The sequence below is a fragment of the Fictibacillus nanhaiensis genome (assembly GCF_042686385.1).
Classification (GTDB): Bacteria; Bacillota; Bacilli; order Bacillales; family Fictibacillaceae; genus Fictibacillus; species Fictibacillus nanhaiensis.
Genome location: NZ_JBHUPF010000006.1, coordinates 1,933,903 through 1,957,640, shown reverse-complemented (window position 1 = coordinate 1,957,640; position 23,738 = coordinate 1,933,903). Strand labels below are relative to the sequence as shown.

At 37.2% G+C, this 23,738-nt stretch carries 31 protein-coding genes and 1 riboswitch; of the genes, 12 read left to right on the top strand and 19 right to left on the bottom strand.

The window, feature by feature from the left end; genetic code table 11:
* Positions 1–172 precede the first annotated feature (172 nt).
* Positions 173–484, top strand: a complete 312-nt coding sequence (locus tag ACFS5O_RS13710; RefSeq protein ID WP_205726371.1) for a hypothetical protein — start codon at positions 173–175, stop codon at positions 482–484.
* A 257-nt stretch (positions 485–741) separates the two neighbouring features.
* Here the strand turns inward: ACFS5O_RS13710 and ACFS5O_RS13705 are convergent, their stop codons facing one another.
* Positions 742–2,007, bottom strand: coding sequence for an MDR family MFS transporter (locus ACFS5O_RS13705; RefSeq protein ID WP_205726372.1), 1,266 nt, complete (start codon positions 2,005–2,007; stop codon positions 742–744).
* Positions 2,008–2,108: 101 nt separating this feature from the next.
* On the opposite strand from ACFS5O_RS13705, the gene ACFS5O_RS13700 reads away from it, so the two are divergent.
* The gene (locus tag ACFS5O_RS13700) at positions 2,109–3,761 is read left to right on the top strand and encodes an ABC transporter substrate-binding protein (RefSeq protein ID WP_205726373.1); all 1,653 of its coding nucleotides are present in this window, start codon (positions 2,109–2,111) and stop codon (positions 3,759–3,761) included.
* A 49-nt stretch (positions 3,762–3,810) separates the two neighbouring features.
* Here ACFS5O_RS13700 and ACFS5O_RS13695 read toward each other — a convergent pair whose 3' ends face one another.
* The 4 genes from ACFS5O_RS13695 to ACFS5O_RS13680 all read right to left on the bottom strand — a co-directional run bounded on the left by ACFS5O_RS13695 (position 3,811) and on the right by ACFS5O_RS13680 (position 6,202).
* Positions 3,811–4,116, bottom strand: a complete 306-nt coding sequence (locus ACFS5O_RS13695; protein WP_205726374.1) for a hypothetical protein — start codon at positions 4,114–4,116, stop codon at positions 3,811–3,813.
* On the bottom strand, positions 4,101–5,147 hold the full coding sequence (locus ACFS5O_RS13690; RefSeq protein WP_205726375.1) for an anti-sigma factor: 1,047 nt from the start codon (positions 5,145–5,147) through the stop codon (positions 4,101–4,103). Before ACFS5O_RS13690 ends, ACFS5O_RS13695 begins: the two co-directional genes overlap by 16 nt.
* Positions 5,131–5,637 carry a sigma-70 family RNA polymerase sigma factor gene (locus ACFS5O_RS13685; RefSeq protein ID WP_205726376.1) on the bottom strand — a complete coding sequence of 169 codons (507 nt, stop codon included), beginning with the start codon at positions 5,635–5,637 and terminating at the stop codon, positions 5,131–5,133. Before ACFS5O_RS13685 ends, ACFS5O_RS13690 begins: the two co-directional genes overlap by 17 nt.
* An 82-nt stretch (positions 5,638–5,719) precedes the next feature.
* Complete coding sequence (locus ACFS5O_RS13680; RefSeq protein WP_205727285.1) at positions 5,720–6,202, bottom strand: DUF5662 family protein; 483 nt, start codon at positions 6,200–6,202, stop codon at positions 5,720–5,722.
* Positions 6,203–6,373: 171 nt separating this feature from the next.
* Here ACFS5O_RS13680 and ACFS5O_RS13675 point away from each other — a divergent pair, with 171 nt between their 5' ends.
* Positions 6,374–6,574 carry a zinc-binding dehydrogenase gene (locus ACFS5O_RS13675; protein ID WP_205726377.1) on the top strand — a complete coding sequence of 67 codons (201 nt, stop codon included), beginning with the start codon at positions 6,374–6,376 and terminating at the stop codon, positions 6,572–6,574.
* 20 nt (positions 6,575–6,594) lie between these two features.
* Here ACFS5O_RS13675 and ACFS5O_RS13670 read toward each other — a convergent pair whose 3' ends face one another.
* Both ACFS5O_RS13670 and ACFS5O_RS13665 read right to left on the bottom strand, forming a co-directional pair.
* Positions 6,595–7,515, bottom strand: a complete 921-nt coding sequence (locus ACFS5O_RS13670) for an aminoglycoside phosphotransferase family protein (RefSeq protein WP_205726378.1) — start codon at positions 7,513–7,515, stop codon at positions 6,595–6,597.
* 11 nt (positions 7,516–7,526) lie between these two features.
* On the bottom strand, positions 7,527–8,303 hold the full coding sequence (locus ACFS5O_RS13665; protein ID WP_205726379.1) for a serine hydrolase: 777 nt from the start codon (positions 8,301–8,303) through the stop codon (positions 7,527–7,529).
* 150 nt (positions 8,304–8,453) lie between these two features.
* On the opposite strand from ACFS5O_RS13665, the gene ACFS5O_RS13660 reads away from it, so the two are divergent.
* A complete protein-coding gene (locus tag ACFS5O_RS13660; RefSeq protein ID WP_205726380.1) occupies positions 8,454–9,389 on the top strand; it encodes a sigma-70 family RNA polymerase sigma factor in 936 nt (311 codons plus the stop codon).
* Between the two features lie 72 nt (positions 9,390–9,461).
* Here the strand turns inward: ACFS5O_RS13660 and ACFS5O_RS13655 are convergent, their stop codons facing one another.
* Positions 9,462–10,022 carry a DEAD/DEAH box helicase family protein gene (locus tag ACFS5O_RS13655; protein ID WP_205726381.1) on the bottom strand — a complete coding sequence of 187 codons (561 nt, stop codon included), beginning with the start codon at positions 10,020–10,022 and terminating at the stop codon, positions 9,462–9,464.
* Between the two features lie 83 nt (positions 10,023–10,105).
* Here ACFS5O_RS13655 and ACFS5O_RS13650 point away from each other — a divergent pair, with 83 nt between their 5' ends.
* Positions 10,106–10,519, top strand: coding sequence for an NUDIX hydrolase (locus tag ACFS5O_RS13650; protein ID WP_205726382.1), 414 nt, complete (start codon positions 10,106–10,108; stop codon positions 10,517–10,519).
* A gap of 44 nt (positions 10,520–10,563) precedes the next feature.
* On the opposite strand, the gene ACFS5O_RS13645 is transcribed toward ACFS5O_RS13650, so the two are convergent.
* From ACFS5O_RS13645 to ACFS5O_RS13615, 7 genes are all read right to left on the bottom strand, one after another.
* Positions 10,564–11,475 carry an alpha/beta fold hydrolase gene (locus ACFS5O_RS13645; protein WP_205726383.1) on the bottom strand — a complete coding sequence of 304 codons (912 nt, stop codon included), beginning with the start codon at positions 11,473–11,475 and terminating at the stop codon, positions 10,564–10,566.
* A gap of 34 nt (positions 11,476–11,509) precedes the next feature.
* Positions 11,510–12,436 (bottom strand): GNAT family N-acetyltransferase, encoded by a 927-nt coding sequence (locus ACFS5O_RS13640; protein ID WP_205726384.1) that lies wholly within the window; start codon positions 12,434–12,436, stop codon positions 11,510–11,512.
* Positions 12,437–12,469: 33 nt separating this feature from the next.
* Positions 12,470–12,664, bottom strand: coding sequence for a helix-hairpin-helix domain-containing protein (locus ACFS5O_RS13635; protein ID WP_066394558.1), 195 nt, complete (start codon positions 12,662–12,664; stop codon positions 12,470–12,472).
* Between the two features lie 35 nt (positions 12,665–12,699).
* Positions 12,700–13,047 carry a DUF3147 family protein gene (locus ACFS5O_RS13630; protein ID WP_205726385.1) on the bottom strand — a complete coding sequence of 116 codons (348 nt, stop codon included), beginning with the start codon at positions 13,045–13,047 and terminating at the stop codon, positions 12,700–12,702.
* Positions 13,038–13,451, bottom strand: coding sequence for a MarR family winged helix-turn-helix transcriptional regulator (locus ACFS5O_RS13625; RefSeq protein ID WP_205726386.1), 414 nt, complete (start codon positions 13,449–13,451; stop codon positions 13,038–13,040). The genes ACFS5O_RS13630 and ACFS5O_RS13625 overlap by 10 nt, the downstream gene beginning before the upstream one ends.
* Before the next feature lie 64 nt (positions 13,452–13,515).
* Positions 13,516–13,761: a hypothetical protein gene (locus tag ACFS5O_RS13620; RefSeq protein ID WP_205726387.1), complete on the bottom strand. Its 246-nt coding sequence runs from the start codon at positions 13,759–13,761 to the stop codon at positions 13,516–13,518.
* Positions 13,762–13,905: 144 nt separating this feature from the next.
* Positions 13,906–14,163 (bottom strand): hypothetical protein, encoded by a 258-nt coding sequence (locus tag ACFS5O_RS13615; protein WP_205726388.1) that lies wholly within the window; start codon positions 14,161–14,163, stop codon positions 13,906–13,908.
* Between the two features lie 128 nt (positions 14,164–14,291).
* Here ACFS5O_RS13615 and ACFS5O_RS13610 point away from each other — a divergent pair, with 128 nt between their 5' ends.
* The 4 genes from ACFS5O_RS13610 (at position 14,292) to cyoE (ending at position 16,697) form a co-directional block, all read left to right on the top strand.
* Complete coding sequence (locus tag ACFS5O_RS13610; RefSeq protein WP_205726389.1) at positions 14,292–14,609, top strand: ArsR/SmtB family transcription factor; 318 nt, start codon at positions 14,292–14,294, stop codon at positions 14,607–14,609.
* Between the two features lie 63 nt (positions 14,610–14,672).
* The gene (locus ACFS5O_RS13605; protein ID WP_205726390.1) at positions 14,673–15,101 is read left to right on the top strand and encodes a DMT family transporter; all 429 of its coding nucleotides are present in this window, start codon (positions 14,673–14,675) and stop codon (positions 15,099–15,101) included.
* Between the two features lie 18 nt (positions 15,102–15,119).
* On the top strand, positions 15,120–15,581 hold the full coding sequence (locus ACFS5O_RS13600) for a DMT family transporter (RefSeq protein WP_205726391.1): 462 nt from the start codon (positions 15,120–15,122) through the stop codon (positions 15,579–15,581).
* Between the two features lie 201 nt (positions 15,582–15,782).
* Positions 15,783–16,697, top strand: coding sequence for a heme o synthase (gene cyoE / locus ACFS5O_RS13595; RefSeq protein ID WP_205726392.1), 915 nt, complete (start codon positions 15,783–15,785; stop codon positions 16,695–16,697).
* 261 nt (positions 16,698–16,958) lie between these two features.
* On the opposite strand, the gene ACFS5O_RS13590 is transcribed toward cyoE, so the two are convergent.
* Positions 16,959–18,200, bottom strand: a complete 1,242-nt coding sequence (locus tag ACFS5O_RS13590; protein WP_205726393.1) for an MFS transporter — start codon at positions 18,198–18,200, stop codon at positions 16,959–16,961.
* A 166-nt stretch (positions 18,201–18,366) separates the two neighbouring features.
* On the opposite strand from ACFS5O_RS13590, the gene ACFS5O_RS13585 reads away from it, so the two are divergent.
* The gene (locus tag ACFS5O_RS13585; RefSeq protein ID WP_205726394.1) at positions 18,367–18,795 is read left to right on the top strand and encodes a MarR family winged helix-turn-helix transcriptional regulator; all 429 of its coding nucleotides are present in this window, start codon (positions 18,367–18,369) and stop codon (positions 18,793–18,795) included.
* A gap of 36 nt (positions 18,796–18,831) precedes the next feature.
* Here the strand turns inward: ACFS5O_RS13585 and ACFS5O_RS13580 are convergent, their stop codons facing one another.
* The 3 genes from ACFS5O_RS13580 to ACFS5O_RS13570 form a co-directional block, all read right to left on the bottom strand.
* On the bottom strand, positions 18,832–19,695 hold the full coding sequence (locus ACFS5O_RS13580) for a 5'-methylthioadenosine/S-adenosylhomocysteine nucleosidase (protein ID WP_205726395.1): 864 nt from the start codon (positions 19,693–19,695) through the stop codon (positions 18,832–18,834).
* Between the two features lie 160 nt (positions 19,696–19,855).
* Positions 19,856–19,959: riboswitch (purine riboswitch) on the bottom strand.
* Positions 19,960–20,248: 289 nt separating this feature from the next.
* Positions 20,249–20,728, bottom strand: a complete 480-nt coding sequence (locus ACFS5O_RS13575) for an HIT family protein (protein WP_205726396.1) — start codon at positions 20,726–20,728, stop codon at positions 20,249–20,251.
* Positions 20,729–20,738: 10 nt separating this feature from the next.
* Entirely contained in the window at positions 20,739–21,227 is a 489-nt protein-coding gene (locus ACFS5O_RS13570) for an NUDIX hydrolase (RefSeq protein ID WP_205726397.1), read from the bottom strand.
* A gap of 109 nt (positions 21,228–21,336) precedes the next feature.
* On the opposite strand from ACFS5O_RS13570, the gene ACFS5O_RS13565 reads away from it, so the two are divergent.
* Entirely contained in the window at positions 21,337–22,416 is a 1,080-nt protein-coding gene (locus ACFS5O_RS13565) for a nitric oxide synthase oxygenase (RefSeq protein ID WP_205726398.1), read from the top strand.
* A 116-nt stretch (positions 22,417–22,532) separates the two neighbouring features.
* Positions 22,533–23,456, top strand: a complete 924-nt coding sequence (locus ACFS5O_RS13560; protein ID WP_205726399.1) for a S66 peptidase family protein — start codon at positions 22,533–22,535, stop codon at positions 23,454–23,456.
* Positions 23,457–23,738 lie beyond the last annotated feature (282 nt).

Here is a 23,738-nt window from a genome sequence, read left to right as displayed (position 1 = left end):
ATAGATCAGTTCATAAAAATCAAACGCATGTATCTAAATTAAATGATATGATGATGGGAAAATTTAGTCAACGAGTGAAAATACCCCCATAAATGACCGTTTCTCTCTTAATAGTGTATAGAGTACATAAAAAAGTAATGACAGAAGTACGAACACCGTTAGGAGGCAAAACATGGAGCCGTATGTAAAAGATGCTCTGCTTGAATGGAAAGATGAGATCGAGCAAAAAAAGAAAGAGATAGATGAAGAGTATGAAAAAGTAAAAACAGAACTTCAGCTCTATTCTTATAAATTCGGCATTACGAAGCAAGTTATCCAATCTACCATTAACGAAGAAATGATCAAGAACATCAAGAAAACCTATCAAGAACCTTTTGAAGAAAAGTACAATGAATTAAAGCAACAGCTAAAAAAGCTTGAGGAAAAACGCAGCGTCTTCAATATGTTTGTGGAAAAGATCGAGATCGCTTCTGTTAAAGAGTAAAATTCATAAAAATGGAAGCTTGGATTGATTCCAAGCTTCTTTTTCTTTTCTTCTTACTCGTTTCAATCTCAATGCGCTTAACAAAGTGTTTCGAAAATCGGATAAATAATTTTATATACGGAATTAAATTGATTTACCTCGTAATTATTTGTTATTACCTCGTAATTAATGATAGATGCACATACGGTTCGAACAAAGATTAATTTTGTTCAATTGTGGTGGACATCATTTGGTTAACTTCCTATATTGAATTATGTTTATTTTACATATTGAGCAACTACCTCTTTTTTCACAGCTTTTTCGGTTACCTTTTCTCTCAAAAAGAGTCCAGAATACATGAAAAACGCGCCGATCATGATCACGACTCCCATATACACACTCATCATAACAGGTACTAAAAAAGCCCCTAAGATAATTGTCGAGCGAGCTAACATATCTGCTCCACTGAATGAAACATTTGCAAATGCAGAGTATGATCCTCTCTTATCGCTAGGTATCATGTTTGCTTTTTCAGCTTCTTTGATTGGAGAATAGATCAACTCACCCATTGTAGCGATCACATTAAATAGAAGTAATACATACCAAGCGTTTGCTGACGTAACAGTCACGTAACCGATCCCGTATAACAATAACCCAATCAATAAAGCATTTTTCTTTGAAAAACGATCCATAACCCGGTTGATGAAGAACGTGAAACAAACAACCATCAACATGTTTTGGATGTTTAACATACTGAGCATTCGAACGCCAGTGATCTCAAAATTACCAATGTGGAAAGATTCAAAGGTTTCAGCCAACCGAATCCCAATATAACTGTTCAGTGTAAATTCTGCTGAAAAGATGAAGGTTCCACCAATAACCACTTTTACGAATGCAGAATCTTTTAAAGCCACTTTATAGTTTTGAAACAAGTCGAGAAAAACATTTTCATGCGTTTTCTTCAAAAAGCCAGTGAACTCATCACGCAGCCAAATTCCATAAGCAATGGGAATGCTGATTGACGTAACGGTTAACAATACGAAAAGTTCAATCTGGTGACTCACATAAAGCAATCCACCTAAAGCTGCTCCGATTGCCATTGAAAGATTAATCATCCAATAATCAAGCGTATATACTTCTTTCCTGTTTTCAGGTGTGGTCGAATCCATAATGATCGCATGCATCGCAGGTCTGCCTAGACTACTCGTAATGATGAATCCAATATAAGCGATCGCAAAGAGTAGGATCCAATTCTGTTCTGGAAGTAAGCTAACGGTCATGAGTAAAAACATGACTGCATTTAAGAAAGAAGTTGTCATCAACACTTTCTTTCTTGGAAAACGATCCGAAATGTAACCACCGATTAAATTCACAATGAATCCGATAATAACAGTTAAGATCAAAAATGTGCCTGCCCAAACCTTGCCCTTCTCCGTAGCAAAGAATAAGGCCATAAATGGCATGACGGCCGATGAAACGGCTCGATTAAAGAACGATGTAATCAAACGCACTTTAATATTTTGGGGGTATTCTCTCCATCCCATGTTGTCCCCTCCTTCTCTGTATTGTAATATTAAACTAGACTATAAATGATAAAAATAGACAATTATAAAAAACATGTCTACTTTTAAAGTGGAGGAGAAACATGGATAACAAACTTCTCATTCTATGGAGATACTTTCCATCAGGTCACATAAGAACTGAAGAGATTGCTGAGGCTCTGCAGATCAGCCAGAAACAAACTGCACGATATCTAAAAAAATGGAACGATGAAGGCTGGTTAACATTTACTCCTGGTCGCGGAAGAGGAAATGTATCACGTCTACAATGGCTGAAGAATATCGAAGAAAACTTTGAGGATGAAGTATTGCTCATGTTAGATCATGAACCAGTTGAAATCAGCAGTAAATATTTAATGTATGATTGGTCAACGGAAACAAAGTTAAGATTGATGAACAAATTCCATACACAATTTGGCTTTGTACAAGAAGCGAAAGACAAACTCGTCGTGCCAAAACGATATCCTTTTAGGACCCTTCACCCATTAGATGCAGCAGATGCACATAGCGCAAATATGGTATCAAATGTATTCAATCGACTCGTATCGTTAACCGATCAAGGAGAAATCATACCAGAACTTGCTCACAGCTGGGATGTTTCACCTACGAAACTACGACTTTATTTAAGAAAAGACGTCTGCTTTCACGACGGATCTGTTTTGACAGCAACAGATGTTATCAATTGTTTAGAAAAACTAAGATTTCATGAACAAAATAAAGATCTATGGAGACCGATCGATGAAATAGTTTCAAAAGCTCCACTCGTGGTCGATATTTTGTACCCAAGTGGCTGCAGCTATATTCTTCCGTTGTTAAGCATGATGACATCGAGTATTTATAAAGAAAGCAAAGGAAGAATATATGGGACTGGAGGATTCTTAGTCGAAGAAGATACCGACCATAAAACAACGCTTGCTGCTTTTAAAGAACATTTTCAAGAGCGGCCATTACTTGATGCTGTTGAGTTCGTAAAAGTTCCAAAAGACTTCCCGATCGTTTATCACTCATCTTTAGAACGAGATCATCATGAAACCTTTCAAGTAGAGAGTGATTCAGGTTTTGGTGTACTTATTATGAATGCGTACCGTAAAGAATCACAGATAGCTAATTTGGAAGTACGGCAATACATCCATCAAATCCTAGCGGAGAATCGCCATAGGATACCCGAATATGAATCAAGAGCGATACCGAACAACAACAGCTGCATGATCGGAAATCGTCTTCCCTATTCGATACCAACTGCAGTTCGGCCAGAATTTACAGAACCTCTAATCATTAGGGTAGCGGAGCATACAGAAGAAGCTTCTAGATGGCTTTTAGACACGTTTACTCAATATGACATCCCTGTTCAAGTCATACATGTATCTTTCGAGGACGCAATTTTTAATAAACAGCTTACCGATCAAACAGATATGTTTATACATGGTGAAATTTTCGAGTTGAATCAAGATCTATCTTTCTATTTTTTCTTAACAAATGGGTTTGCTCCACTCCCTTTAATTTTGGGAAAAAATAGAAAATGGCAAAAACGTATCTCACAATATGTTCACACGCCATTTGAAGAATGGACGAATCTGAATGTTGAAGTCGAAAAGGAACTTATTGATGAAGGCATTATGATTCCACTGTATTATCAAAAAAGGTATATTCCTTTTTCTACTGAATTAATGAACGTGAACATTAAGCATTTCGGATATGTTGATTTTTCTAAACTTTGGTTACGCCCTACAATTGATTAGTAAAAGAAAAAAAGGATCTGACAATTCAGATCCTTTGCCTCCTTGGAACTTATGGTTTAGCGTTAATGGTCCATGATAATCCCATCATGATGATAAAGAAAATCGGTATGAACCCATTAATTCCTATTCCCCACCAAGCGAACTGTTTGGAACGATTTTTCGTAAACAACCCGACTACTCCTAAGAAAACACCAAGAAAAGGTAAGGGGAATAGAAATAATTCAGGTATATCCATCGTTTCTATTAATAACCCCATATTTAAAACGGCTAGAGAGAGTAAACCAATTAAAAAGGAAATAAATCCAGTTAACGTCTGCAGCTTTCTTTTCCTTTTCTTTTTTATTTCCAGTTCCATAATTTAACCTCCCCTATTTTTAACGCTCGGACTTCTTTCACTTGCTCTAATTTTCTTAACTCTGGGACAGGTCCTGTTACAACTGCCCCATAAACTTGGACGCCATTGTCTTGCACATATTTACGCCTTTCTTTTATTTCAAGTGATTTTATCTCAGATACAATTTCGGCCGTTTCTTCATTTTTCTCTAATAACTTTAATATCTCGAGAAATACTTCCTCGTTCGTTTGTTCTCTTCCGTTAAAGGGCGACCAAGTAGTTGTATCAACTTGTGAAGGGTACCCTATTGGAGTGATCGGAACACCTTCTTTGTCCAATTGTTTCGCTTCTAATCCTGTATCAACCGCCAACCAGCGAATTTCCGTTTCTTTCGGTAAGAAAGCATCGATATCATCAGGGTTTATTAATTGTGAAAACGAAAGGTATGCTTCTGCTACCGTACCGTCTGGAAGACCTTTTAATACACCCCATTCGTCTGACACATTAAACGGTATACCAGCATCTGGATGAAAAAATTTTTGACCGTCTTTCATAACATCTATTCCATAGCCCATCGGAGGAAGCTGTTCTAAAAATGATATTTTTTCAGGAAATTTCGGCTCATTTAATCCGAAATATACATCCACCTTTTCAGCTAGATAATCTTCACTACCAATACGCTTAAACGTATCAAAGTTCACATTCATGGAAAACAACCCGATTTCACTCTCAATCTCCATCTCTTCTAGACTCACATTAGGTTGAGTTACATAAATCGTCTTCCCTACTACATCAATCATCGTGTTTGCCTTACCACCAATGCCATAATACATATAAGTAATCAAAGTCATGAGGGGTAGAATAAGCAGTAAGATCGCTAAGCTTATCATAACGGTTGCATTCCGAGCTGTATTTGATCCTACTCGTATGATTTCTTTTTGCTCTTCTTCAGAAAGAGATGGTGAGATATGAATGTCGTTCTTCGTTTTCATCATGTAAGCTTTATATAGATTTTCGTCATTATTTTGGTCCTGTTTATGCTCGTCGCTCATCTAAGTTCATCCTTTCCTTAACACGTTCCACTAGCTTTTTTCTACCTCTTGAAATATGACTTTTTAATGTGTTCAGCTTTATATTTAAAATCTCTGCTGCTTCTAGATAACTAAGTTCATTCAAATCGCACAACAGAACAGCCTGTTTTTCGATCTCTTTTAAACACTTTAAATCCTCCATTAATAATAAAATAGATTCCTTTTCCAACATCTTGCTTTCAGGTGAATTTTCTCTTATATCTACTCTTTCTCTAATCTCCTCTGTTACTATTGTTTTTTTACTCTTTCTTTGATGATCTATAAATGCGTGGTACGCAACTTTAAACAACCAAGCTTTAATATTGCTGATCTCATAGTCTGCCAAAGTTAGATAGGCTCGATAGAATGCTTCTTGCATCAAGTCTTCCGCAATATGGTGATTCTTTGAAAGAGAATACAAATAGCGGTACAGATCATTCATATATTGTTTATATACATCCTCTAGTTGCACCACCGCTCCCCCTTTCATATCAACCACGTATTAACCATAGAAAAAGTTGCAATATTTTACAATTATTTTCAATAAAAAATACTCAGATCGACTTCTGAGCATTCACTAATTCCATCTGTTCAATTATTTGGGCACACTCTTTCCTTGTGTCCGGATGCAGAATGACTCGATCAGTCAGAAGATTGGCGATCAAACGATCTGAAATTGTAGGTCCTGATCGTTTCCTTCCCCATCTTCTTGAGAAAGATTTGTAATCACAGATCATTTCAAGTATATACTTTCGGGGAATCGGCACCGCTTCTTTTTTAAGCTGATCGACCACCCAATAATTCCAATGATGTTTATTGTGATGTTGATGATGAAGCCAGGCATATTGCCATTCCTCTTTACTCGGCTTCTCATCTGAATAAAACTTCTTAGTATATGTAAAAAACTCAGCTGGATGAAACTTAGATAGATCATGTGTAAACGCTTGAACAAAAAGTCCTAGCTTCCAGCATTCTATAAAAACATTCAATTTATGTTCAAAGATATAAAGTAGATACTTTCCGTAAGCTTGCTTAATTTTTCACCCACTAATTAAATAATTCACTTCAATAAAATGGTATCAGCGTAAAAATGATTACTTCAATCATTAATAGTCCAGTTCGTTTCAGTGGTGTACCTTTGTACTTCATTCGTTCATACAGATATTGTATGAAAACAATAGCAATTGCCGTGAAAAAACTATCTAAAAGTGTTTAAAAAAATTTTTCAGTATATTCATAAGCTGTCCTCCATTAATTCACATTATCTACAATTCATAAAAGAACGAATTGAATCAGGTCAAATGAAACCCGTCATCGAACGTTATTATGAGCTAGACCATGTTTCAAAAACCCAAGAATATGTTGAAACCGGCCGTAAGAATGGGAGCGTTGTCATAAGAGTGGTTTGATAAAAAACGCATTTCTCACGCTAGAGAAGTGCGTCTTTATTTATGTATTTCCTCAACAAGTTTTTGAAGACTTGAATGGTTTTTAAAAAGTCATCATTTATATTGCCATCTTCAATTGTCCAACAAGTAGCTAACACAGCATGTGAATAGCCTCTTAACAAAACTCGTTCTCTATTCAAATTCATTACATCTACAAAAATATCAATTCGTTTTTCTGTTATTTCTTCCACTTCTTGTTCAGGTAATTTATTCAACAAATATTGGACAACCTCATACTCACGGTCTCCGATCAAACCCTTAGGATCAATTACCGTCCAAGAATCTCCATTTGCCAGTAAATTGTAATGGTGAAGATCCCCATGAAGCAAATAGGGTTTGTCTATAGACGTGTTTAATTTTTCAGTAATGAACAATGCCTCTTCTATGGTTGCTTTTGAAACAGGTTGATAACTAGTGTAATTTTGATAAATTCGTTTCAAACTATATTCACGATCAAGAACAGTCGAAAGATTAGAATCAACTGGAGCAGGAATTATTAACTTCTTCATTACATTGGCAGCAATTAAAGTCGCCTTACTATCATCTTCTATTTCTGCTAATGTTTGTCCTGGCTGTATTCGTTCAAGAATCATAATGCCACGTTCTCTATCAAACGCTAACACTTTAACAGTACTTTCACCTGACAAAAGCCTAAGTGCACGTAGCTCAGCTTCAAATTCCTTTTGATCAACCACAACTTTCAAAACTACCTCACTTCCATCACTTGTTGTGGCTGGAGCAACAAAATTATAGGAAAGATTGAAAGGTTGTTGAATGTGTAATCCATACATCTCTTCGCAGTCAGCGATTAATCCTTCAAAATTATTCAGCCATTCACTAGCTTCTTCTCCATGAACACCTTTAATGTGTTCAATAAATAGATCAGGAAGTTTGTAACTCATCATATCTCTCCTTAAATCATCTGTTCTTTTCTTTGAATGGTGTATTCCTGGTACAACAACTTCATAGACTCTACTATTCTTTTATCAGAAAAAGTATTCATATAACGATTTGGAATATCATTAACTCCTAGAACATAGAGCAATGGATATTGATGAAATTCTCCTAAAATCCCTATATCCACTACTAAATTCTCTAAACCTCCGCTCATATGATTCAACATATGGTGTGGAATTCCATCAAGATGATCTCCAGGGCGAACTAGACCATTCATTACTGGTAACCACAATTGAGGGTGAACTTGGTACCCTTCAAATATCGTTTTCAAAACTTGAAGCACTTCACCAAGTTCTCCTCGGTTTTCAACATCTCGTGGATTAGAGGTTACATTTATGTGTTTATACTCTCTCCTTAGCTCTCTATTTACTTTCTCCCATCCTCCACAAAATTTCACAACGCTATCAGCTGCTTTACTGTCGTGACAAGCGATCATCACTTCAACAAGATCGCCTAAAGACAAAGACATTCTACCTTGAAAATGTGGAAATAAAACGGTGCTGTTCTCCTCTTTATCAAGTTGAAAATCCTCGATTAAGTCACTCCAATGAAACAATCCTCTCTCCACCCATTTTGTTATACAGGATCCAAGGATTACTTTCGCGGCTGAGGCTAGTGGAACAATTAAGTCAGGGTTAAATGAACAAACAACCTCTTTTTGTTTAGTTGAATAGATGCTTATACTTACTTGACTTGATTCAACGGTCTTTAAAGTTGTTAATACTCTCTGCATATCGTTTTCTCCTTCACACCATAAACTTGTGTTTTTTATCCAAGTTAACCATAACACAATTTATTTTAAAAAAATTACCAAAAAAGCGTATAATTCTCAGTATGATATTCGTTGTACATAGTGAACGAAAAAAAGAAGGGAGTTTTAACCATGTCTCAGTCAACAAATACACTTCAAACACAGTCGAATGAAATACGACAAAGACTTGATGAAGAAATGAGTGATTTTAGTGAAGCGCTGTGGAACTATTGCAGATATCTTACTGGTTCACCTTGGGATGGTGAGGATTTGTATCAAGAGACGATGCTTAAAGTACTAGGAGGACTTTATACAAGGTGGCATCCTACCAACCTAAAATCATATATATTTCGGATTGCAACAAATACATGGATCGACCTCTGCAGGAAAGAAAAACGAACACTGGGCGTTCTATCGGAAGAAAATGAAGCATTTGAGGAATTCACGGACGGTCTAGAGTTAGAAGAAGCTCTTCTAAAGTTAGATGACCTTTTTACCCCGCGACAAACAGCCGTGTTTCTTCTTTTGGAGATTTTCCGTTTTCAGGCCGATGAAGTTGCTAGTATCGTAAGAACAACACCTGGTGCTGTATATGCCTCAGTAAGAAGGACGAAACACAAGTTACAAAACACTATTCATCAATCTGTTAAACCAAAGTTTGAGAGGTCATCTCAAAAATCAAAGATTATACAAGCCTATTTAAATGCATTTAATCATGGCGATCTTGAAGGAATGCTATCACTCATAAGTGATCAAGCTCATTACGAAGCATCTTTAGGGTTTTTAGAAGTAAATAAGGATGAAATCATAAATGGATCACTAGCATACGGCTTACCAGGTCATCATGCTATTGAATGTGAGCTATGGGGTAAACATGTCATTGTCGTCTTAGCTGAGTCAGAACAAGGTCAGCTTGTACACGATATTCAATACCAAGAAGTCGAAAATAACAAAATTGTATACCATAGAAGCTTCTTTTTTAGAAAAGAGTTCATAGTGGCTGCGTCAAAAGAATTGGGATACAAGCCACAATTAAACAAGCCTCCTCTTAACTGGGAAAATGAATAAGGTGTATAAACAGAAAACTCCTCTCCTTGAATCTTTAACGATTAGAAGAGGAGTTTAACTTATTCATGATAACTATAGTTTAAATGTATATTGAATAAGTTTAGCTACTTCGTGCGCATCTAAAATAGTATTGTTGATACGAAGATAATTTTTCTTTTTTATCTCGCCTTCATAAGAATTTAATCTATACTTTTCCATTGAGGTTCTTACGTCGTTTTCTGACCATGCTAGATCTCGTTTAGAAGGCTTATGTTCGAGGCGATGCGGTGTTACGTTTCTCTGGAGCCTTGTCTCTAATTCAGATTCAAGTTCTACAAAATAGATCTCTGCTCCCTCCTTTTCAAATACCTGACAAATACTTTCAACAAACTCCCAATCTTCCTTATAATTGAACGCCCAAACATATGTAAAGATCATTCCATATTGATCGCTCTTCGCAAATGCCTGAAAGATCTCTGAACGAAATAAGTGTACCAGTCTACGCCCATCCTCAGAACCATATTCAAAAAATGGCGTAACAAGATCGATCGTCATGTGATTATGGAAGAGCTTTAACTTTGTGACCTTCTCTAACTCATGTCCCACAGTCATCTTTCCAACCGCTTGTGGGCCAAATAATAATACGAGTTTCATTGCTCCACCTCTAACGATTAAAAATTGTATATCCTATGCTACTATAAAAAGGAAAATAATTCTATAAGATATGGAGAGAAAACATGAACGGAGAAAGTGAAATACATGTTGTGGTAAAAGGATTAATTATGCACCAAGATCAATTTTTGATTGTTAAACGTTCGGATGAAGATGAAATTGGAGCAGGTACTTGGGAATGTCCTGGTGGAAAAATAGAGTTTGAAGAGGAGATCATACAGGCATTAATTCGCGAAATAAATGAAGAAACAGGACTTGTCATTTCAGTGGATCACATTCTTTATGCAACAACCTTTTTTACAGACCCCACTCGAAAAGTCGTTTTACTAACCTATTTATGTCAAGCTGACACTTACGAAGTTCAGCTATCAGAAGAACATTCAGCCTATAAGTGGGTAACACAAGAAGAATTAAAATTACATCTTCCACAAACCATCATTGAAAACTTATACAAAGCAAAAGAGTGGTCTATAAGATAAAATTGAAAAAGGAAGACCACATAAAAAACATGGTCTTCCTTTTACTAAGACTGTAGATACTCTATGACAACTTGCTTAAACTTCTCTGATTCCTCGTAATGAGGAGTGTGACCACTTTCTGCAAAGATAAAGATTTCTCCGTTAATAGCATATCGCTCGAACACCTCAAAATGTTTTTCACACGTACAAGCATCATATTTTCCAACGAGTAATAACATTGGATTTTTCACAAATTGAATCTCATTCAGCAAAGAATCAAATATCTTGCCTTCTTCTCTTAATAAGTTGTAGTGGCGCTCTGAACGGTCATAAAATTCGTCCCAATCTTCTTTAGAATAAAATGAATAATAATCAGTTGGGTTATTATGATTATGTCGATAGATCTCCATACGATTTTCACCTAACTCATCACTCAACTTCATATATTCTTCTGTTAATTCACGAATGGTATGATCTCCCTCAGCGAGCAGTAATCCTTTTTCGTATCCTACATGTTTCCCATACTTCTTAAGTAAATGAGCAGTCTTTCTAATAAGACTTCGAGATGTTAGCTCAAAATCAAAGGTAGGTCCTTCAAAAATGACTTTCTCTATAGAATCGGGATGCTTCCTAACATAAGCTAGAGCTAAAAAGCCCCCAAAGGAATGACCGATCAATGACCACTTTTTTATATGTAAGTATTCACGGAGAGTTTCACAGTCACTAATCAAATCTTGAAATCCAAAAGGTTCGTCCTTTTCTATGTTTTCAGAACGGCACACTCCCCTTTGGTCTATTAAAATAAGATTGAAGTGCTTCCCTAATCTTTCAGCTTGATGGAAGGAAAAATCATGACACCCTTCCCCAGGACCACCATGAAGATAAAGGATGGCTGGTTTATCAACATCACCGTAACGTTCTACATATAACTTTTTGCCTCTAATTTCAATTTCTTGACCGTTAAGTTGCTGAATCATTTGTTCATCTCCTATCGTCTTTTAAAGAAGGGTCTTAGTTTTTACTAGTTTGATAGTATAATTGAAGCAATTCTTCAACAGGAATGTTATCAATTTTCATACCACTAATTTCACTTTTTTCAATCTCAACATTTTTGAGGTCACAATTTATTAGTTTTGAACCAGTAAGATCGCACCTATTAAATACAAGAGGTTTCGCTATGTCACCCAGATTCGTATCTGTAAATTGCACACCACTTAACGTTACATAAATGAATTCACTATCTGATAAATTCAAATCGGCAAACATCGTTTTCCTATAGTTAATATTTTGAAACTTAGAATGACTTAAATTGCAATTGCTCATATGTATATGACTTACATTACTATTACTCACCGAACTGCCTTCCATCGTAACTTGGTAATATTCAGAGTGACTTAAATCAGAGCCTTCAAATTGCTGATAAGATAAATTTTGATTCGTCAACAAACTATCATGTTGCAACGATTGCTTAATATTTTTTACAAAACAATACTCTTCTTCACCTTCAAAGGTCACAACATAACCCAACTTTTTATAAAAGTGATGGTTATTAAGCTGTCTGCTCGACGTCTCAAGATCCCAAGCTCTTACAAATGGAAATTCTTTTTCTATCAAAATGATAACTGTAGATCCAATCCCGTTACCTTGATGTTCTGGATCAATAAAAATCCGATCAATCCTGCCGTATGACTTTCCTGAGATTGTGGCTATGATTCCTCCAACAAGTAGACCATCGTACATTACTTTAAAATATTCTAACTCTCTAATCATATATTTGGTCATTTCAATGGATGTGTATCCAGGCGGCTGGATATTGTAATCAATGATGTCTCGATTCGAAAGCCACTTTTCCGCTTCGTAATCAAAGGTTTTCTTCATAATGGCTGTTAATTGTTCTGCATCGTTAACTGTTGCTTTTTCAAGTGTAGTCTGTAACATGTAAGCGTTCTCCTTTTTATATAAAACAGTGTGCTATTTCTTGAAAGACAGTCCTCTTTCTTGCAGTGCTGCTAGAAGCTGTCCCATTGCTTTCGGACCTATTCCGTGTAATTTCTTAAGATCTGATTCCCTCCAATCTGTTAGTTGCTCGATTGAAGATATGCCTGCAGATGTCAAAGCTCTTTCAGCGGGTTTTCCTAATCTAGTGGGGAGACTTGTATTTTGCATACTTTCACCTCTTTACGAAAATAAATATCTGGTATTCAGATTATTGTTTTTATGAACTTCATAGCTACCTCTTGAAGCAAAATACATACTAACCAACCGCTTATACCTAATCCTAAGCAGGTGATTAATGAGAAGGAGTGCTTTAAAGAAATATAAACAATCACTAATAGAACGGCAGTTGCCGGAAATCCCCATAAAACGCCAAGAGCAAATTTACTTAACGTTTTAGTTGGCTCTCCTTGCACATAAAGCCAGATAATGCTTAATAAACTTACAAGTGGAAGAGCAGCCACGATTCCGCCAAAGCTAGGAAATCTTTTAGCAATTTCGGTAACAGCTGCAATAACTCCTGCAGATATTAGAATTTTCATAATTACATACATGATTTCGATCGCTCACTTAGCAGTTTAAAGGCATTCGTGATTAACTCTATTTCAACTTCGTCCATCTTACTAAAAACACGATTCAACTTTTCTTCATCTAGACTCGTATTCTCATGCAGTACCGTTTTCCCAATATCCGTTAACTGAAGAATAACTTTTCGTTCATCCTCCAGATCGCGTTTCTTTTCTATGTAATTTTTATGAATCATTCGCTTAACATGTTCAGAAGCAGTATTGTGAGAGATTTTGAGGTAAGTTGCTACATCATTCACAACTACCCTATCTTTCTTTTCAATTAATTGTAGTATTCGTACCACTTGATGAGTAATTTTCTCTCCGTGTGGATAGTGCAAGTGAAAATAGATGTCTGTCCAATATTGGTTTAACTTTGACGAATTAAGCATAATAAACACCTCTTTTTTATCGTTAATTAAGATTATATCTTATTATACGATATAAAAGAAAGACTTATATTACCCCGATAAAAGATAACACTCCAAAAATAAAGATAAGAAAGAACAAACCGATACCACTAAAAGCAGTAGTTCTCCAAAATCCTTTTGTACTAATTAAAGCTGTAAAAAACGCTAATACAACCCCAATTAGTAGAATGATAAACCCAGTTTCACTTAAATGATTTTCAATAATGAATTGCAAAATAAGTAAAGTGGATAAAAGTATTAATAGTGATACGATGCCCATATGTTTTCTCATTTCAAGTCGCCTTCCGGATCTTCTCTATTTTTCAGCTTTTGCCATTATTACTAAATATGGATTTCTTTCATTACCCAATTTAATGGACTATAAATCCTTTTCACCTTAAAAAGTTACTCTTTTCACCTTCCTTGTTATATGCCTTTAAGCTTGCTCAATTCTTCTTAAATACTTTGTGAAATAAGCCCCTAACAGTAACAATACAACCGAACTTCCCCAGCTCCATATCCCAAGGAAATCAAACCAGTAGGCTAAAAGATTCACTACCGCGATCAAGAAAAAACAGATTGATGTTAATGCTGTCCTCAGACCTGTTATTCCTTGAATCCGCCTTTGACGAATGACATATGTAATAGAGAAAATCAACGTAACGAGGACTAAAATCGATAAAATGGATTCCATCTTACTTCCCTCCTATTTGGTTTCTACTTGATAATACGATTCATATTTCTGATCAGTTTCATTTTTTTCCAGTTTTAACGAGTGTATACAAATTGACATATCGAGAAAAACCGATTAGTGTATAAATCATGAACAATCCTATCGATGTATTTAAGGCGCTTTCCAACGACATTCGCCTCGATATTCTGAAATGGCTCAAAGATCCACAGCAACACTTTGATAAACCTACTGCTCATCTATCTAAAACGATTAATGAGAAAGGCGGTATCTGTGTGGGAGATATACAGGAAAAAGCGAATCTTTCGCAATCTACTGTATCCCAATATTTATCGATGATGCAGAAAGCAGGTTTGCTTGAATCAGAGCGTCATGGCAAATGGACGTACTATCGGAGAAACGAAAGAAACATTCAACAGTTAGCTACCTATCTGAAAGAAGAATTATAGGTTCTTCTTTTTTTGTTTTTATATCGATAATTTTAAATATGTAAATATGAAGGAGTTTTTTTTATGAAGATATGGACTTATCTATTAGCACTACTTGCCGGAGTCTCCCTTAGTGTTGAAGGAGCGATCTATGGAGAACTTGGCAAAACGATCGGAAAATTAGAAAGCAGCTTTTACAACTTTTTTGTTGGTGCCATTATTCTTGGAATCGTCGTTCTGTTCTTAGGTAAAGGCTTTCTCCCTTATACGTTTCAAGCCCCAAAGTGGGAACTTTCTGGTGGTGTCCTAGGTACCATCTATCTAACAATCTTAATCATAGCGATACCAATTGTTGGCGTAGGCATTGCAATGATTTCCGTCATCATCGGTCAAATGGCTATGAGCATACTTATCGAGCACAAAGGCTGGCTTGGAAGTTCAAAAGCTCGCGTTAACAAAGAAAAACTCATTGCAGTAACGCTCATGACAATCTCACTGCTACTCATTTTTTAGGAAGGAAGGGATAACAACATGCACATATTAATTCTTCTAGGGTCAGTCATAGGCGGTATATTGCTTAGTGCTCAATCTTCTATCAATGGAGCGTTCAGCAGAAAATCCGGTACGTATGAAGCTGCGTTTTTAACCTTTTTCTCAGGTGCGCTCCTATTAGCCATTCTTATTCTTTTCTTTGGTGAAGGTAACATATTAAAGGTCTTTGAAGCGCCTAAGTGGCAGCTGGCAGCTGTTTGGTTCGGTGTTGGTTACTTATTTTTAACAGTAGTTGCTGTACCACGCATTGGAGTCATCGCTACTAACATTGCAACCGTCATCGGACAGCTTTCTGCTGGTATGGTTATTGATCATTTTGGATTTTTCGGAGGACTATCCGTCCCATTTACTTGGGAGAGATTGCTCGCTATATTATTGATGTTAATTGCGCTTCGATATATTTACATCGGTAACAAAAAGCAAAAGGCAGAATTCGAGTGACCATAAGCTTCGTAAGCGTTTGTATCACATTTCTATCACATAAACCTCACAGAACGTTCACAAAACCGTTGTGTAAAGTGTCTTAACGTGTTCTATTATTTGAACTGGGAATTCATTTAGTGCTTTAATAGAAGTGGATTTAAGGTTACACTATATGGATAATATAGAGAGAGAATTATTGTGAAGATGGTGTCTTATAGTATGGAAAAAACGTTAAAAGTAGAAAAACAAAAACGCTCAGCAATTCTGTCGCAAACAGTAAAAACGGGAATCATCAAATCTAACCTCGTTCCTATGTTTGCCGGACTTACGCTGGCATTATATACGTACGATATTGATCCTGGCACAAAGTTACTCGATGTTTTATTCGCATTGATCGGTACAATTTTAGTAATTGGTGCTGCTGGTACGTTTAATAATGTATATGATCGTGATATTGATGCGATCATGGAAAGAACAAAGAATCGACCTACGGTTACAGGTGAGATCGATACGAAATTTGCTATTACACTCGCTAGTATAATGGCTATGCTCGGTATAGTCGCTCTTGCGTTCACCACACCGCTTGCGGCACTATTAGGTTTCTTAGGACTTTTCTTTTATGTCGTTCCCTATACCATGTTGACGAAACGAAGAACGATCTATAACACTGAGGTAGGTAGTATTTCTGGTGCCATGCCTCCCCTTATCGGTTGGGCAGCAATGACAGGGACGCTTACACATCCAGCAATCGCTGCACTGTTCATTATTCAGGTTATCTGGCAGATGCCTCACTTTTATGCCATCGCCATTCGCCGACATGATGAGTATAAGGCAGCTCGTATACCGATGCTACCTGTTGTAAAAGGGGTAAAAAGAACCTATACACAAACCAACATCTATCTAGTGTTATTGAGTTTAACAAGCTTTTTGTTCCTGCCATTAAGCCTAGGCTTAACGTTAGTGGCACTTCTTATGAATGTTGGGTGGCTCGTGTTGAGCATATACGGCTATAAGAAAAACAAGGATTCTGAGAAATGGGCAAAGCTTCTCTTTATCTATTCTCTAATCCATATGACGATTCTGTTTTCTACCGTCATCGTCTACTCGTTAGTTGGAATTTTTATATTAAATTAGAAAAAAGGTTCGGGATAATTCCGAACCTTTTTCTTTAGTATGAGCAATAAGTGCTTGATCAAAGTCACATTCAATCGAGTCGAACGGTGTCGAGGATTGTAGACTCGTGGATAAACAGCAAAAATTTGTGGATTCAGGATCAAAACTCGTGGATTTAAAGCTTAAATTTGTGGATTCAAGCCTGAAACTCGTGGATTCATCTATCCCAACAATCAAAAAAGCCTGCTCCAAGTCGCTGAGCAGGCTTTTTCTCTACTATTATTAATGTGCGGTATCCATTCGATCTACGTGTGCTAGATGTTTGTAGTTCCAACCGATGAAAACGATAGATAACAAGACGAATCCAGCTGCTACATAAAACGGTAGATGTGGATTGAAGATTTCAGCAAGTTTTGCCGCCATGTAAGGTGAGATCGCCGCTCCTAAAAACCGCAGAAAACTATACGCGGCTGATGCAGTCGATCGTTCAACAGGCGCAGCTTCCATAACAGCTGTTGTAATTAAGGTATTCGTATTCCCTAATATTGCTCCAGCAAAAACGATCGCTGAAATAATCACCCATTGAGTTGAAGTGAATAAACCCATGATTACAAGGTCAGCTACAAATAACAAAAGCATGATCGCCATAGATTTTACAGTTCCGAACGTTCTTTCTAACTTCGGTGCCATAAATACAGAAGTGATCGCTAGCAACGTCCCCCAACCTAGGAACACATAACCGAGTCCCTTAGGATGTAACCCTAAAACAAAGGGCGCGTAAGCCATGATTGTAAAAAATCCTATGTTATATAGTGCTGCAACAATTCCTAGTACGAGAAGTGAACGATGCTTCATGGCTTTAAACGGTGCAGATAAAGGTGTCCGTTTCTTTTTCACTACTGTCTGTACATTGGGTTTAGGCATCAATACCAAAAGAATCATGAATGCAAGAATCATGAGGGTTGAGACTCCTATGAAAGGAGATCTCCAAGAAATACTACCTAGTGTACCCCCGAGTAAAGGCCCAATTGATATTCCTAAACCAACTGCTGCTTCATATAAAATAATAGCCTTAGCTGTTCCGCTGCTTGAAAGGGATACGATCGCAGCCAATGCAGTTGCTACAAATAGTGCATTACCTAGTCCCCAACCTGCTCGAAGACCTACTAATGTCCAAATGTTATCAGCAAAGCCTCCTAGTGCAGATACAGTCGCTATAATAAATACTCCAGTCAATAGCGTTCCTTTATTTCCAAGTCTAGAAGAAACCGTACTTGTGATTAGCATGGCAAAAGCCATCACTGCGTTATAGCTCGTGTAAAGTAACGTCACTTCACTTGGTGATGCTTGAAGATTTTCAGCAATAGATGGTAAAACTGGGTTTACTAAGCCCATTCCCATAAAAGCTGTTATACAAGCGAAAAAAACAGCCCATACGGAGATCGGCTGATGAAATAAACTTTGTTTATCGAGCGAAACTCCGGAAACCTTAGCTCCACCAACACTTTGTGTGTTTGTAGACATTCTCACATCTCCTTTATATTTTATTACCAATGCAACTTATTGTATAATACAACTATATAATTGTATAGTACAACTACTTAGCTGTCAAATTATGATTCTGTTGTTGAATCGTGCATGAATCGGTTATCATGTTGATAGAGTTTTGTATACAAAGGTGGCAAAAACAATGAAAAATTCCATACTCGAAAAGATCGAACTTGAGATGGCTGTCCTTGTAAGGCGCGTCACTTCGATCACATCCAAAAACAAAATCGGTAATCTAGATAGATCAGCCTACCTCCTTCTGCACCAATTATCTGTTCATGGACCTCTTGGTGTGAAGACGCTCGCTGAAAAACTACAGCTCGATACATCTACTGTTAGTCGACAAGCTGCATCACTTGAGAAAAAGGGATATGTGTACAAAGTTCCAGATCATGTGGATCGTCGTGCTTACTTCCTCCAACTAACAAAATCAGGTACAGAAGATTTTAACGAGTACAAAAAAGCTCGACTCGATCGTTTTGAAGTACTTACAGATGATTGGACAGATGAAGAACGAGAGCAGTTTGGTCATCTGCTTAAAAAATTCAATAAGGCTATTTTAGAAAAATAAACCCCGCTAAATTTCGGTTAGCGGGGTTTCCTTACCTTATTTATTTTTGGTCATAGAGATGTATTTCTTAACCACTTCGAATACATAATCTTGATTGGCTGCTGCGGTTGTAGGATCATATTGCCCGCCATTTGTTTTGTTGTTGGAAAGTACACGTATGCCTAGGAACGGCACATCATAAGCTTTAGAAATTTGTGCAGCTGATGCACCTTCCATCTCTTCAACAGAAGTTCCAAAGTTCTCATGGAACCATTTAATACGGTCAACTTCATTGTTCCATACGTCTGCAGAACCAATCGTCCCTTCTACAACTTTCCCTTTTGTATACTTTTCTTTAACTGCATGAGCAGCTTTTAAAAGTGTTGCATCGCCTTCAAAGTAGCGTGCTTTTTCTGCGTTCGGATCTTCCCCCGCACTTCCTTCCGATGCCATGAGGTCCATTGGAATCCATGATGTAGGGTGAATTCCTTCGTTAGATTCTTTGTGAGGCGTCTTTAAAGAACCAAGATTAACCGTCCTTTTTCCTAAAACAATATCAAAAACATTCAAATTTGGATCGTGTCCTCCAGATGTACCTTGATTAATGACTGCGGCAGGTTTAAATTTTTCGATTGCAATCGCTGTAGCTGCAGCTGTATTTTCCATACCCTTACCTGTTTTTGCAACAATTACGGGATAATTATTTAGTGTTCCTTTATAAAAAACAAAGTTTCCAGACTTTTCTTCTTTTACGTTCTTTAGGCGTTTGGCAAAGTTTTCAGCCTCGATCGGCATTGGCCCTTGAATGATGATCGGTTGTTTTGCTTTTTCTTTTCCAGATGCTGTTTGGTTGAAATTGAATCCAGCTAATGCGGATAGAAATAAAACCGCTGCGATTGCTAATAATCCGTATTTTTTCAATGTCTATTACCCTCCAGATGTCACGGATCACTAGAATATACTCAATAAAAATAGTCTAGAGAATGTAGATGATCCTACCTCTAGACTAACAGAGTTAAAGTATCTTTAAGCAAGAGAAAATTGCTAAATCATAACTGATCAAATAAAAAGGATAACTTGTCAGCCTGTTACTTCAACTCGTAGTCCAGTTCTTTCATTGGGAACCGGGTAGAAACACTCAGACCATATTACCGAGCATATACGAGTAATTCGTTTTTATGTATGTTACTTTGATAATATAACAATATTTATTCATAAATTCAACTAAAATCTTAACTATATTATGCACTTTTAAGTTAAATGTTCGTTTTATAACAAAAATCAAGTTGGGGGTACTATAAAAACATTCTGTTACCCAATGAAACGTAAGCAGAGGTGAAATATGTCTATAGCGGTATGAATTAAGTCTAAAATGAAAAAATTAAGTCTATTTAATGACTCATTAAGTTGTTTTGAAGAAATAAAGGCCATTCGCTAATTTTCGACACTTTCAAAGTAGACGACACGACTAGACTCACTCTTCGAAACTTCTTTTAATAGGAGTAATTTTTATCAATTCCTCATATAGTTTCGTTTTCATCTCTTCAAGTTTTTCACTAGAAGGCTTTACTTCCTCCGAGAACATCTCTTCACGATTTACCCACCAGACAGGACCCTTTACTGGTGAATCATTTTCTCTTCGGGGAAACAGATGCCAGTGTAGATGCGAATCTCCATTCCCGAGTAATTCATAGTTTAACTTTTCAACATTGAAGGCCTTATAAATGGCTTCAGCCACTTGACTCATTTCTATCAAAAAATTATTTTTCACTTCTTTCTCCAAAAAATGAAGTTCTGTCTTATGGTGTTTAGATAGAAAAAGACTGTATCCCTCAAAATACTGATGATCTCCTATGACCACATAACCTGTTTCTAATTCAGCAACAAAATAAGGATTTGTTTTGTTTTCAATCATTTCAATACGCTCACAAATTAAACAATTTTTACTATTCATCGCTAAAACCTCATTCTTTTATTTTTGTATTTATATTAGCATTAATTTCCTTTTCTGTATTCCGATTATTAATTCTTTCATTTAGTTCCCACAGTGCTGTTTTGTTGCTATCCCATTTAAGTAAGGTCAATGATTCTTCATAATCAACCCACTTGTAAGTAGAGTGCTCCCTGGAGAGCGTTAACTCATCATTCAACACTTCCATACCGAATGAGTATTCAGGAATAACATATACGTCCTCACCCCATAAATAATGACCCACAACATGTTCGACCGGGAGTGATGCTTCGGAATCTAATGCCATCAACCTGCATTCCGCGCCTAAACCCGCTTCTTCAAATGCTTCACGTCTTGCTGCTTCAACAGGCGTTTCTCCTCCTTCACCACCACCAGCAATCCCTTGCCAATAGTTAAGGTCCGCTCTTTTTAATATGGCATATTCAACATAACTTCCTATTATTCGATAAGGTATAACCAAAACTTGGTACGGAGCCCTCAATCTTCATTCCTCCAATGGTTCATGTACGTTTTTTGTAACACTTCCGAGCGGTATTTTGGCTTAAACTCGGCTATTATAATAATACACTTATTTTGTTGGGGGCTTTACTTTGGAAACCAATCTTTTACAAGAAGCAAGAGAATTTATCACTTCCTGCTATCAGGAGTTAAATAAAACACAAGAAGAAATCCATGAAAGAATCAATGAGATTACGAGCGAGATTCTTGAAAATGGTACTTACAAACACAAACCTTTTGAATTAGAGTTCGGAGCGAAAGTCGCTTGGCGGAACAGCAATCGCTGTATTGGAAGATTGTTCTGGGATCAAATGCATACATTTGATAAACGACATCTGGAAACAGAAGAAGACATCTTTCAAGCGATTATTGAGCACATGGAGTACGCCACTAATCACGGGCGCATCCGTCCAACCATTACGATTTTTTCACCAAAAGTGGAGAATCACCAAGTTCGTATCTGGAACCACCAGATGATTCGTTACGCGGGGTATACATTAGAAGATGGCGTGATTGGTGATCCAGCATCCATTGAATTCACGAAAAAATGTATGGAATTAGGATGGGAGCCTAAATACGGAAAATTTGATATTCTTCCAATCGTGATTCAATTAAACAACGACACTCCTAAATTCTTTGAACTGCCTGAAGCAATTACTTTAGAAGTCGAAATTCGCCATCCGGAATACGAGTGGTTTCAAGATCTGCAGCTCAAATGGTACGGTGTCCCTTTCATTTCAGATATGTCACTTGAAATTGGCGGCATTCGCTATACGGCAGCCCCTTTTAACGGGTGGTATATGGGAACTGAGATTGGAGCACGGAATTTAGCAGATGAAGACCGGTACAACATGCTGCCACAGATCGCATCACTGATGGACCTCGATACGAAAAGTTCCATCTCGCTTTGGAAAGATAAAGCACTTGTGGAACTAAACATTGCCGTGCTGCATTCCTTTAGAGAAGAAGGTGTTAGTATCGTCGACCATCATACGGCAGCGCAGCAGTTTAAGAAGTTTGAAGAAAAAGAAACCGAGAGTGGCCGTAAAGTAACCGGAAACTGGGCATGGCTCATTCCGCCGATGTCTCCTGCAACTACCCACATCTTTCATAAGCCTTATAAAAACGAAATCGTAAAGCCGAATTATTTTTATCAAGACAAGCCTTACTGATAAAAACACACATAAAAAACGTTCAGGAACTTCATCTGGACGTTTTTTTCATACCTTCCTCCCAAAAAAAATATAATGGTAAGAGGTTTTATGGTTCGATGGAGGGAGCTGTATGTATGGCAATGAAACCGCGTCAATTACAACGGGGCGACACGATCGGAATTGTAACATTAGGAAGCCCGCTAGAAGCAAACATTATTAATGAAGGAATCAATACATTAAGAAACATGGGATTTCAAGTCGTGGTGGGAGACTATGTATACGCCGCTAATGGATTTTTAGCTGGGACTCCAGAGCAACGGGCTTCAGATTTAATGAACATGTTTAAAAACCCGCAAGTGAAATTAATTCTGCCTACTAGAGGCGGTGTTGGAGTTGCCAGCATTCTTCCCTTTCTGGACTTCAACATTATTAAGAGAAACCCAAAGATCATTTCGGGTTATAGTGACATCACCATATTACTAAATGTCCTTTATCAATTTGCTGATCTTGTTACGTTTCAAAGTCTAATGCTCTTAGATTTCCGTCAAGGAACGCCCCCTTATAACTATAACCAATTTTTCAATAGCGTTACACAATTAACTGCACCGTGGACGATTAATAATCCGCCAGAAATGCCCCTCATCAGTAAAGTAGCCGGCAATGTTACGGGGTCAATTGTTGGCGGGAACCTTACTTCTTTTGTAGGAAGTTTAGGAACACCATATGAAATTGACACAAAGGGAAAGATATTATTTTTGGAAGATACACATGAACCCGTTAATACGATTTTCCGATATTTAAATCATCTGAAGATCGCAGGAAAATTTGACGATTGTATCGGAATCATCATGGGAGAGTGCACGGAATGCCAGCCTGCTTACGGGAAAACGTACGAAAATGTTATCGATGAATTCATCGTTCCACTAGGAAAGCCATTGATGGTAAACCTTGCAAGTGCGCATGGATTTTATAAAGCAGCGGTACCACTCGGCGTAAATGTAAACATGAATACGTACAACCGTACACTGACGGTAACTGAACCCGCAGTTAGTCCATAAAAAAGTATATTTTCTGCTCTTAAAACGGGACTCAACCTATACCTCACGGGGTATATTGCTGTTAATTCAAGAAATTCTTAAATTAATTCCTGAAATTTTGAAGTTATTCCCGCGAGATTTGGCTATAATCCCGCGGGTTTTCCCCATATTCCCGCGAGTTGCCATAGTTCGACAAACATCAGACATCCATATACCCTCCCCCAAAAAACAAGTCGGTTCTCGCATAACAAATTACGCTAATCAATAAAAGAGATTGACCGTTAGCACTAGCAAATTGCCGTG

Bases quoted from the DNA above. Each gene is read 5' to 3' on its own strand.
- ACFS5O_RS13655 (WP_205726381.1), bottom strand. From the start codon at position 10,022: ATGAAACTCGTATTATTATTTGGCCCACAAGCGGTTGGAAAGATGACT.
- ACFS5O_RS13670 (WP_205726378.1), bottom strand. From the start codon at position 7,515: ATGAGTTACAAACTTCCTGATCTATTTATTGAACACATTAAAGGTGTT.
- ACFS5O_RS13645 (WP_205726383.1), bottom strand. From the start codon at position 11,475: ATGATTCAGCAACTTAACGGTCAAGAAATTGAAATTAGAGGCAAAAAG.
- ACFS5O_RS13640 (WP_205726384.1), bottom strand. From the start codon at position 12,436: ATGTTACAGACTACACTTGAAAAAGCAACAGTTAACGATGCAGAACAA.
- ACFS5O_RS13590 (WP_205726393.1), bottom strand. From the start codon at position 18,200: ATGTCTACAAACACACAAAGTGTTGGTGGAGCTAAGGTTTCCGGAGTT.
- ACFS5O_RS13560 (WP_205726399.1), top strand. From the start codon at position 22,533: ATGGCAATGAAACCGCGTCAATTACAACGGGGCGACACGATCGGAATT.
- cyoE (WP_205726392.1), top strand. From the start codon at position 15,783: ATGGAAAAAACGTTAAAAGTAGAAAAACAAAAACGCTCAGCAATTCTG.
- ACFS5O_RS13710 (WP_205726371.1), top strand. From the start codon at position 173: ATGGAGCCGTATGTAAAAGATGCTCTGCTTGAATGGAAAGATGAGATC.
- ACFS5O_RS13705 (WP_205726372.1), bottom strand. From the start codon at position 2,007: ATGGGATGGAGAGAATACCCCCAAAATATTAAAGTGCGTTTGATTACA.
- ACFS5O_RS13625 (WP_205726386.1), bottom strand. From the start codon at position 13,451: ATGCTTAATTCGTCAAAGTTAAACCAATATTGGACAGACATCTATTTT.
- ACFS5O_RS13665 (WP_205726379.1), bottom strand. From the start codon at position 8,303: ATGCAGAGAGTATTAACAACTTTAAAGACCGTTGAATCAAGTCAAGTA.
- ACFS5O_RS13660 (WP_205726380.1), top strand. From the start codon at position 8,454: ATGTCTCAGTCAACAAATACACTTCAAACACAGTCGAATGAAATACGA.
- ACFS5O_RS13575 (WP_205726396.1), bottom strand. From the start codon at position 20,728: ATGAATAGTAAAAATTGTTTAATTTGTGAGCGTATTGAAATGATTGAA.
- ACFS5O_RS13615 (WP_205726388.1), bottom strand. From the start codon at position 14,163: ATGGAATCCATTTTATCGATTTTAGTCCTCGTTACGTTGATTTTCTCT.
- ACFS5O_RS13650 (WP_205726382.1), top strand. From the start codon at position 10,106: ATGAACGGAGAAAGTGAAATACATGTTGTGGTAAAAGGATTAATTATG.
- ACFS5O_RS13610 (WP_205726389.1), top strand. From the start codon at position 14,292: ATGAACAATCCTATCGATGTATTTAAGGCGCTTTCCAACGACATTCGC.
- ACFS5O_RS13620 (WP_205726387.1), bottom strand. From the start codon at position 13,761: ATGAGAAAACATATGGGCATCGTATCACTATTAATACTTTTATCCACT.
- ACFS5O_RS13695 (WP_205726374.1), bottom strand. From the start codon at position 4,116: ATGGAACTGGAAATAAAAAAGAAAAGGAAAAGAAAGCTGCAGACGTTA.
- ACFS5O_RS13635 (WP_066394558.1), bottom strand. From the start codon at position 12,664: ATGCAAAATACAAGTCTCCCCACTAGATTAGGAAAACCCGCTGAAAGA.
- ACFS5O_RS13605 (WP_205726390.1), top strand. From the start codon at position 14,673: ATGAAGATATGGACTTATCTATTAGCACTACTTGCCGGAGTCTCCCTT.
- ACFS5O_RS13600 (WP_205726391.1), top strand. From the start codon at position 15,120: ATGCACATATTAATTCTTCTAGGGTCAGTCATAGGCGGTATATTGCTT.
- ACFS5O_RS13585 (WP_205726394.1), top strand. From the start codon at position 18,367: ATGAAAAATTCCATACTCGAAAAGATCGAACTTGAGATGGCTGTCCTT.
- ACFS5O_RS13630 (WP_205726385.1), bottom strand. From the start codon at position 13,047: ATGTATGTAATTATGAAAATTCTAATATCTGCAGGAGTTATTGCAGCT.
- ACFS5O_RS13690 (WP_205726375.1), bottom strand. From the start codon at position 5,147: ATGAGCGACGAGCATAAACAGGACCAAAATAATGACGAAAATCTATAT.
- ACFS5O_RS13700 (WP_205726373.1), top strand. From the start codon at position 2,109: ATGGATAACAAACTTCTCATTCTATGGAGATACTTTCCATCAGGTCAC.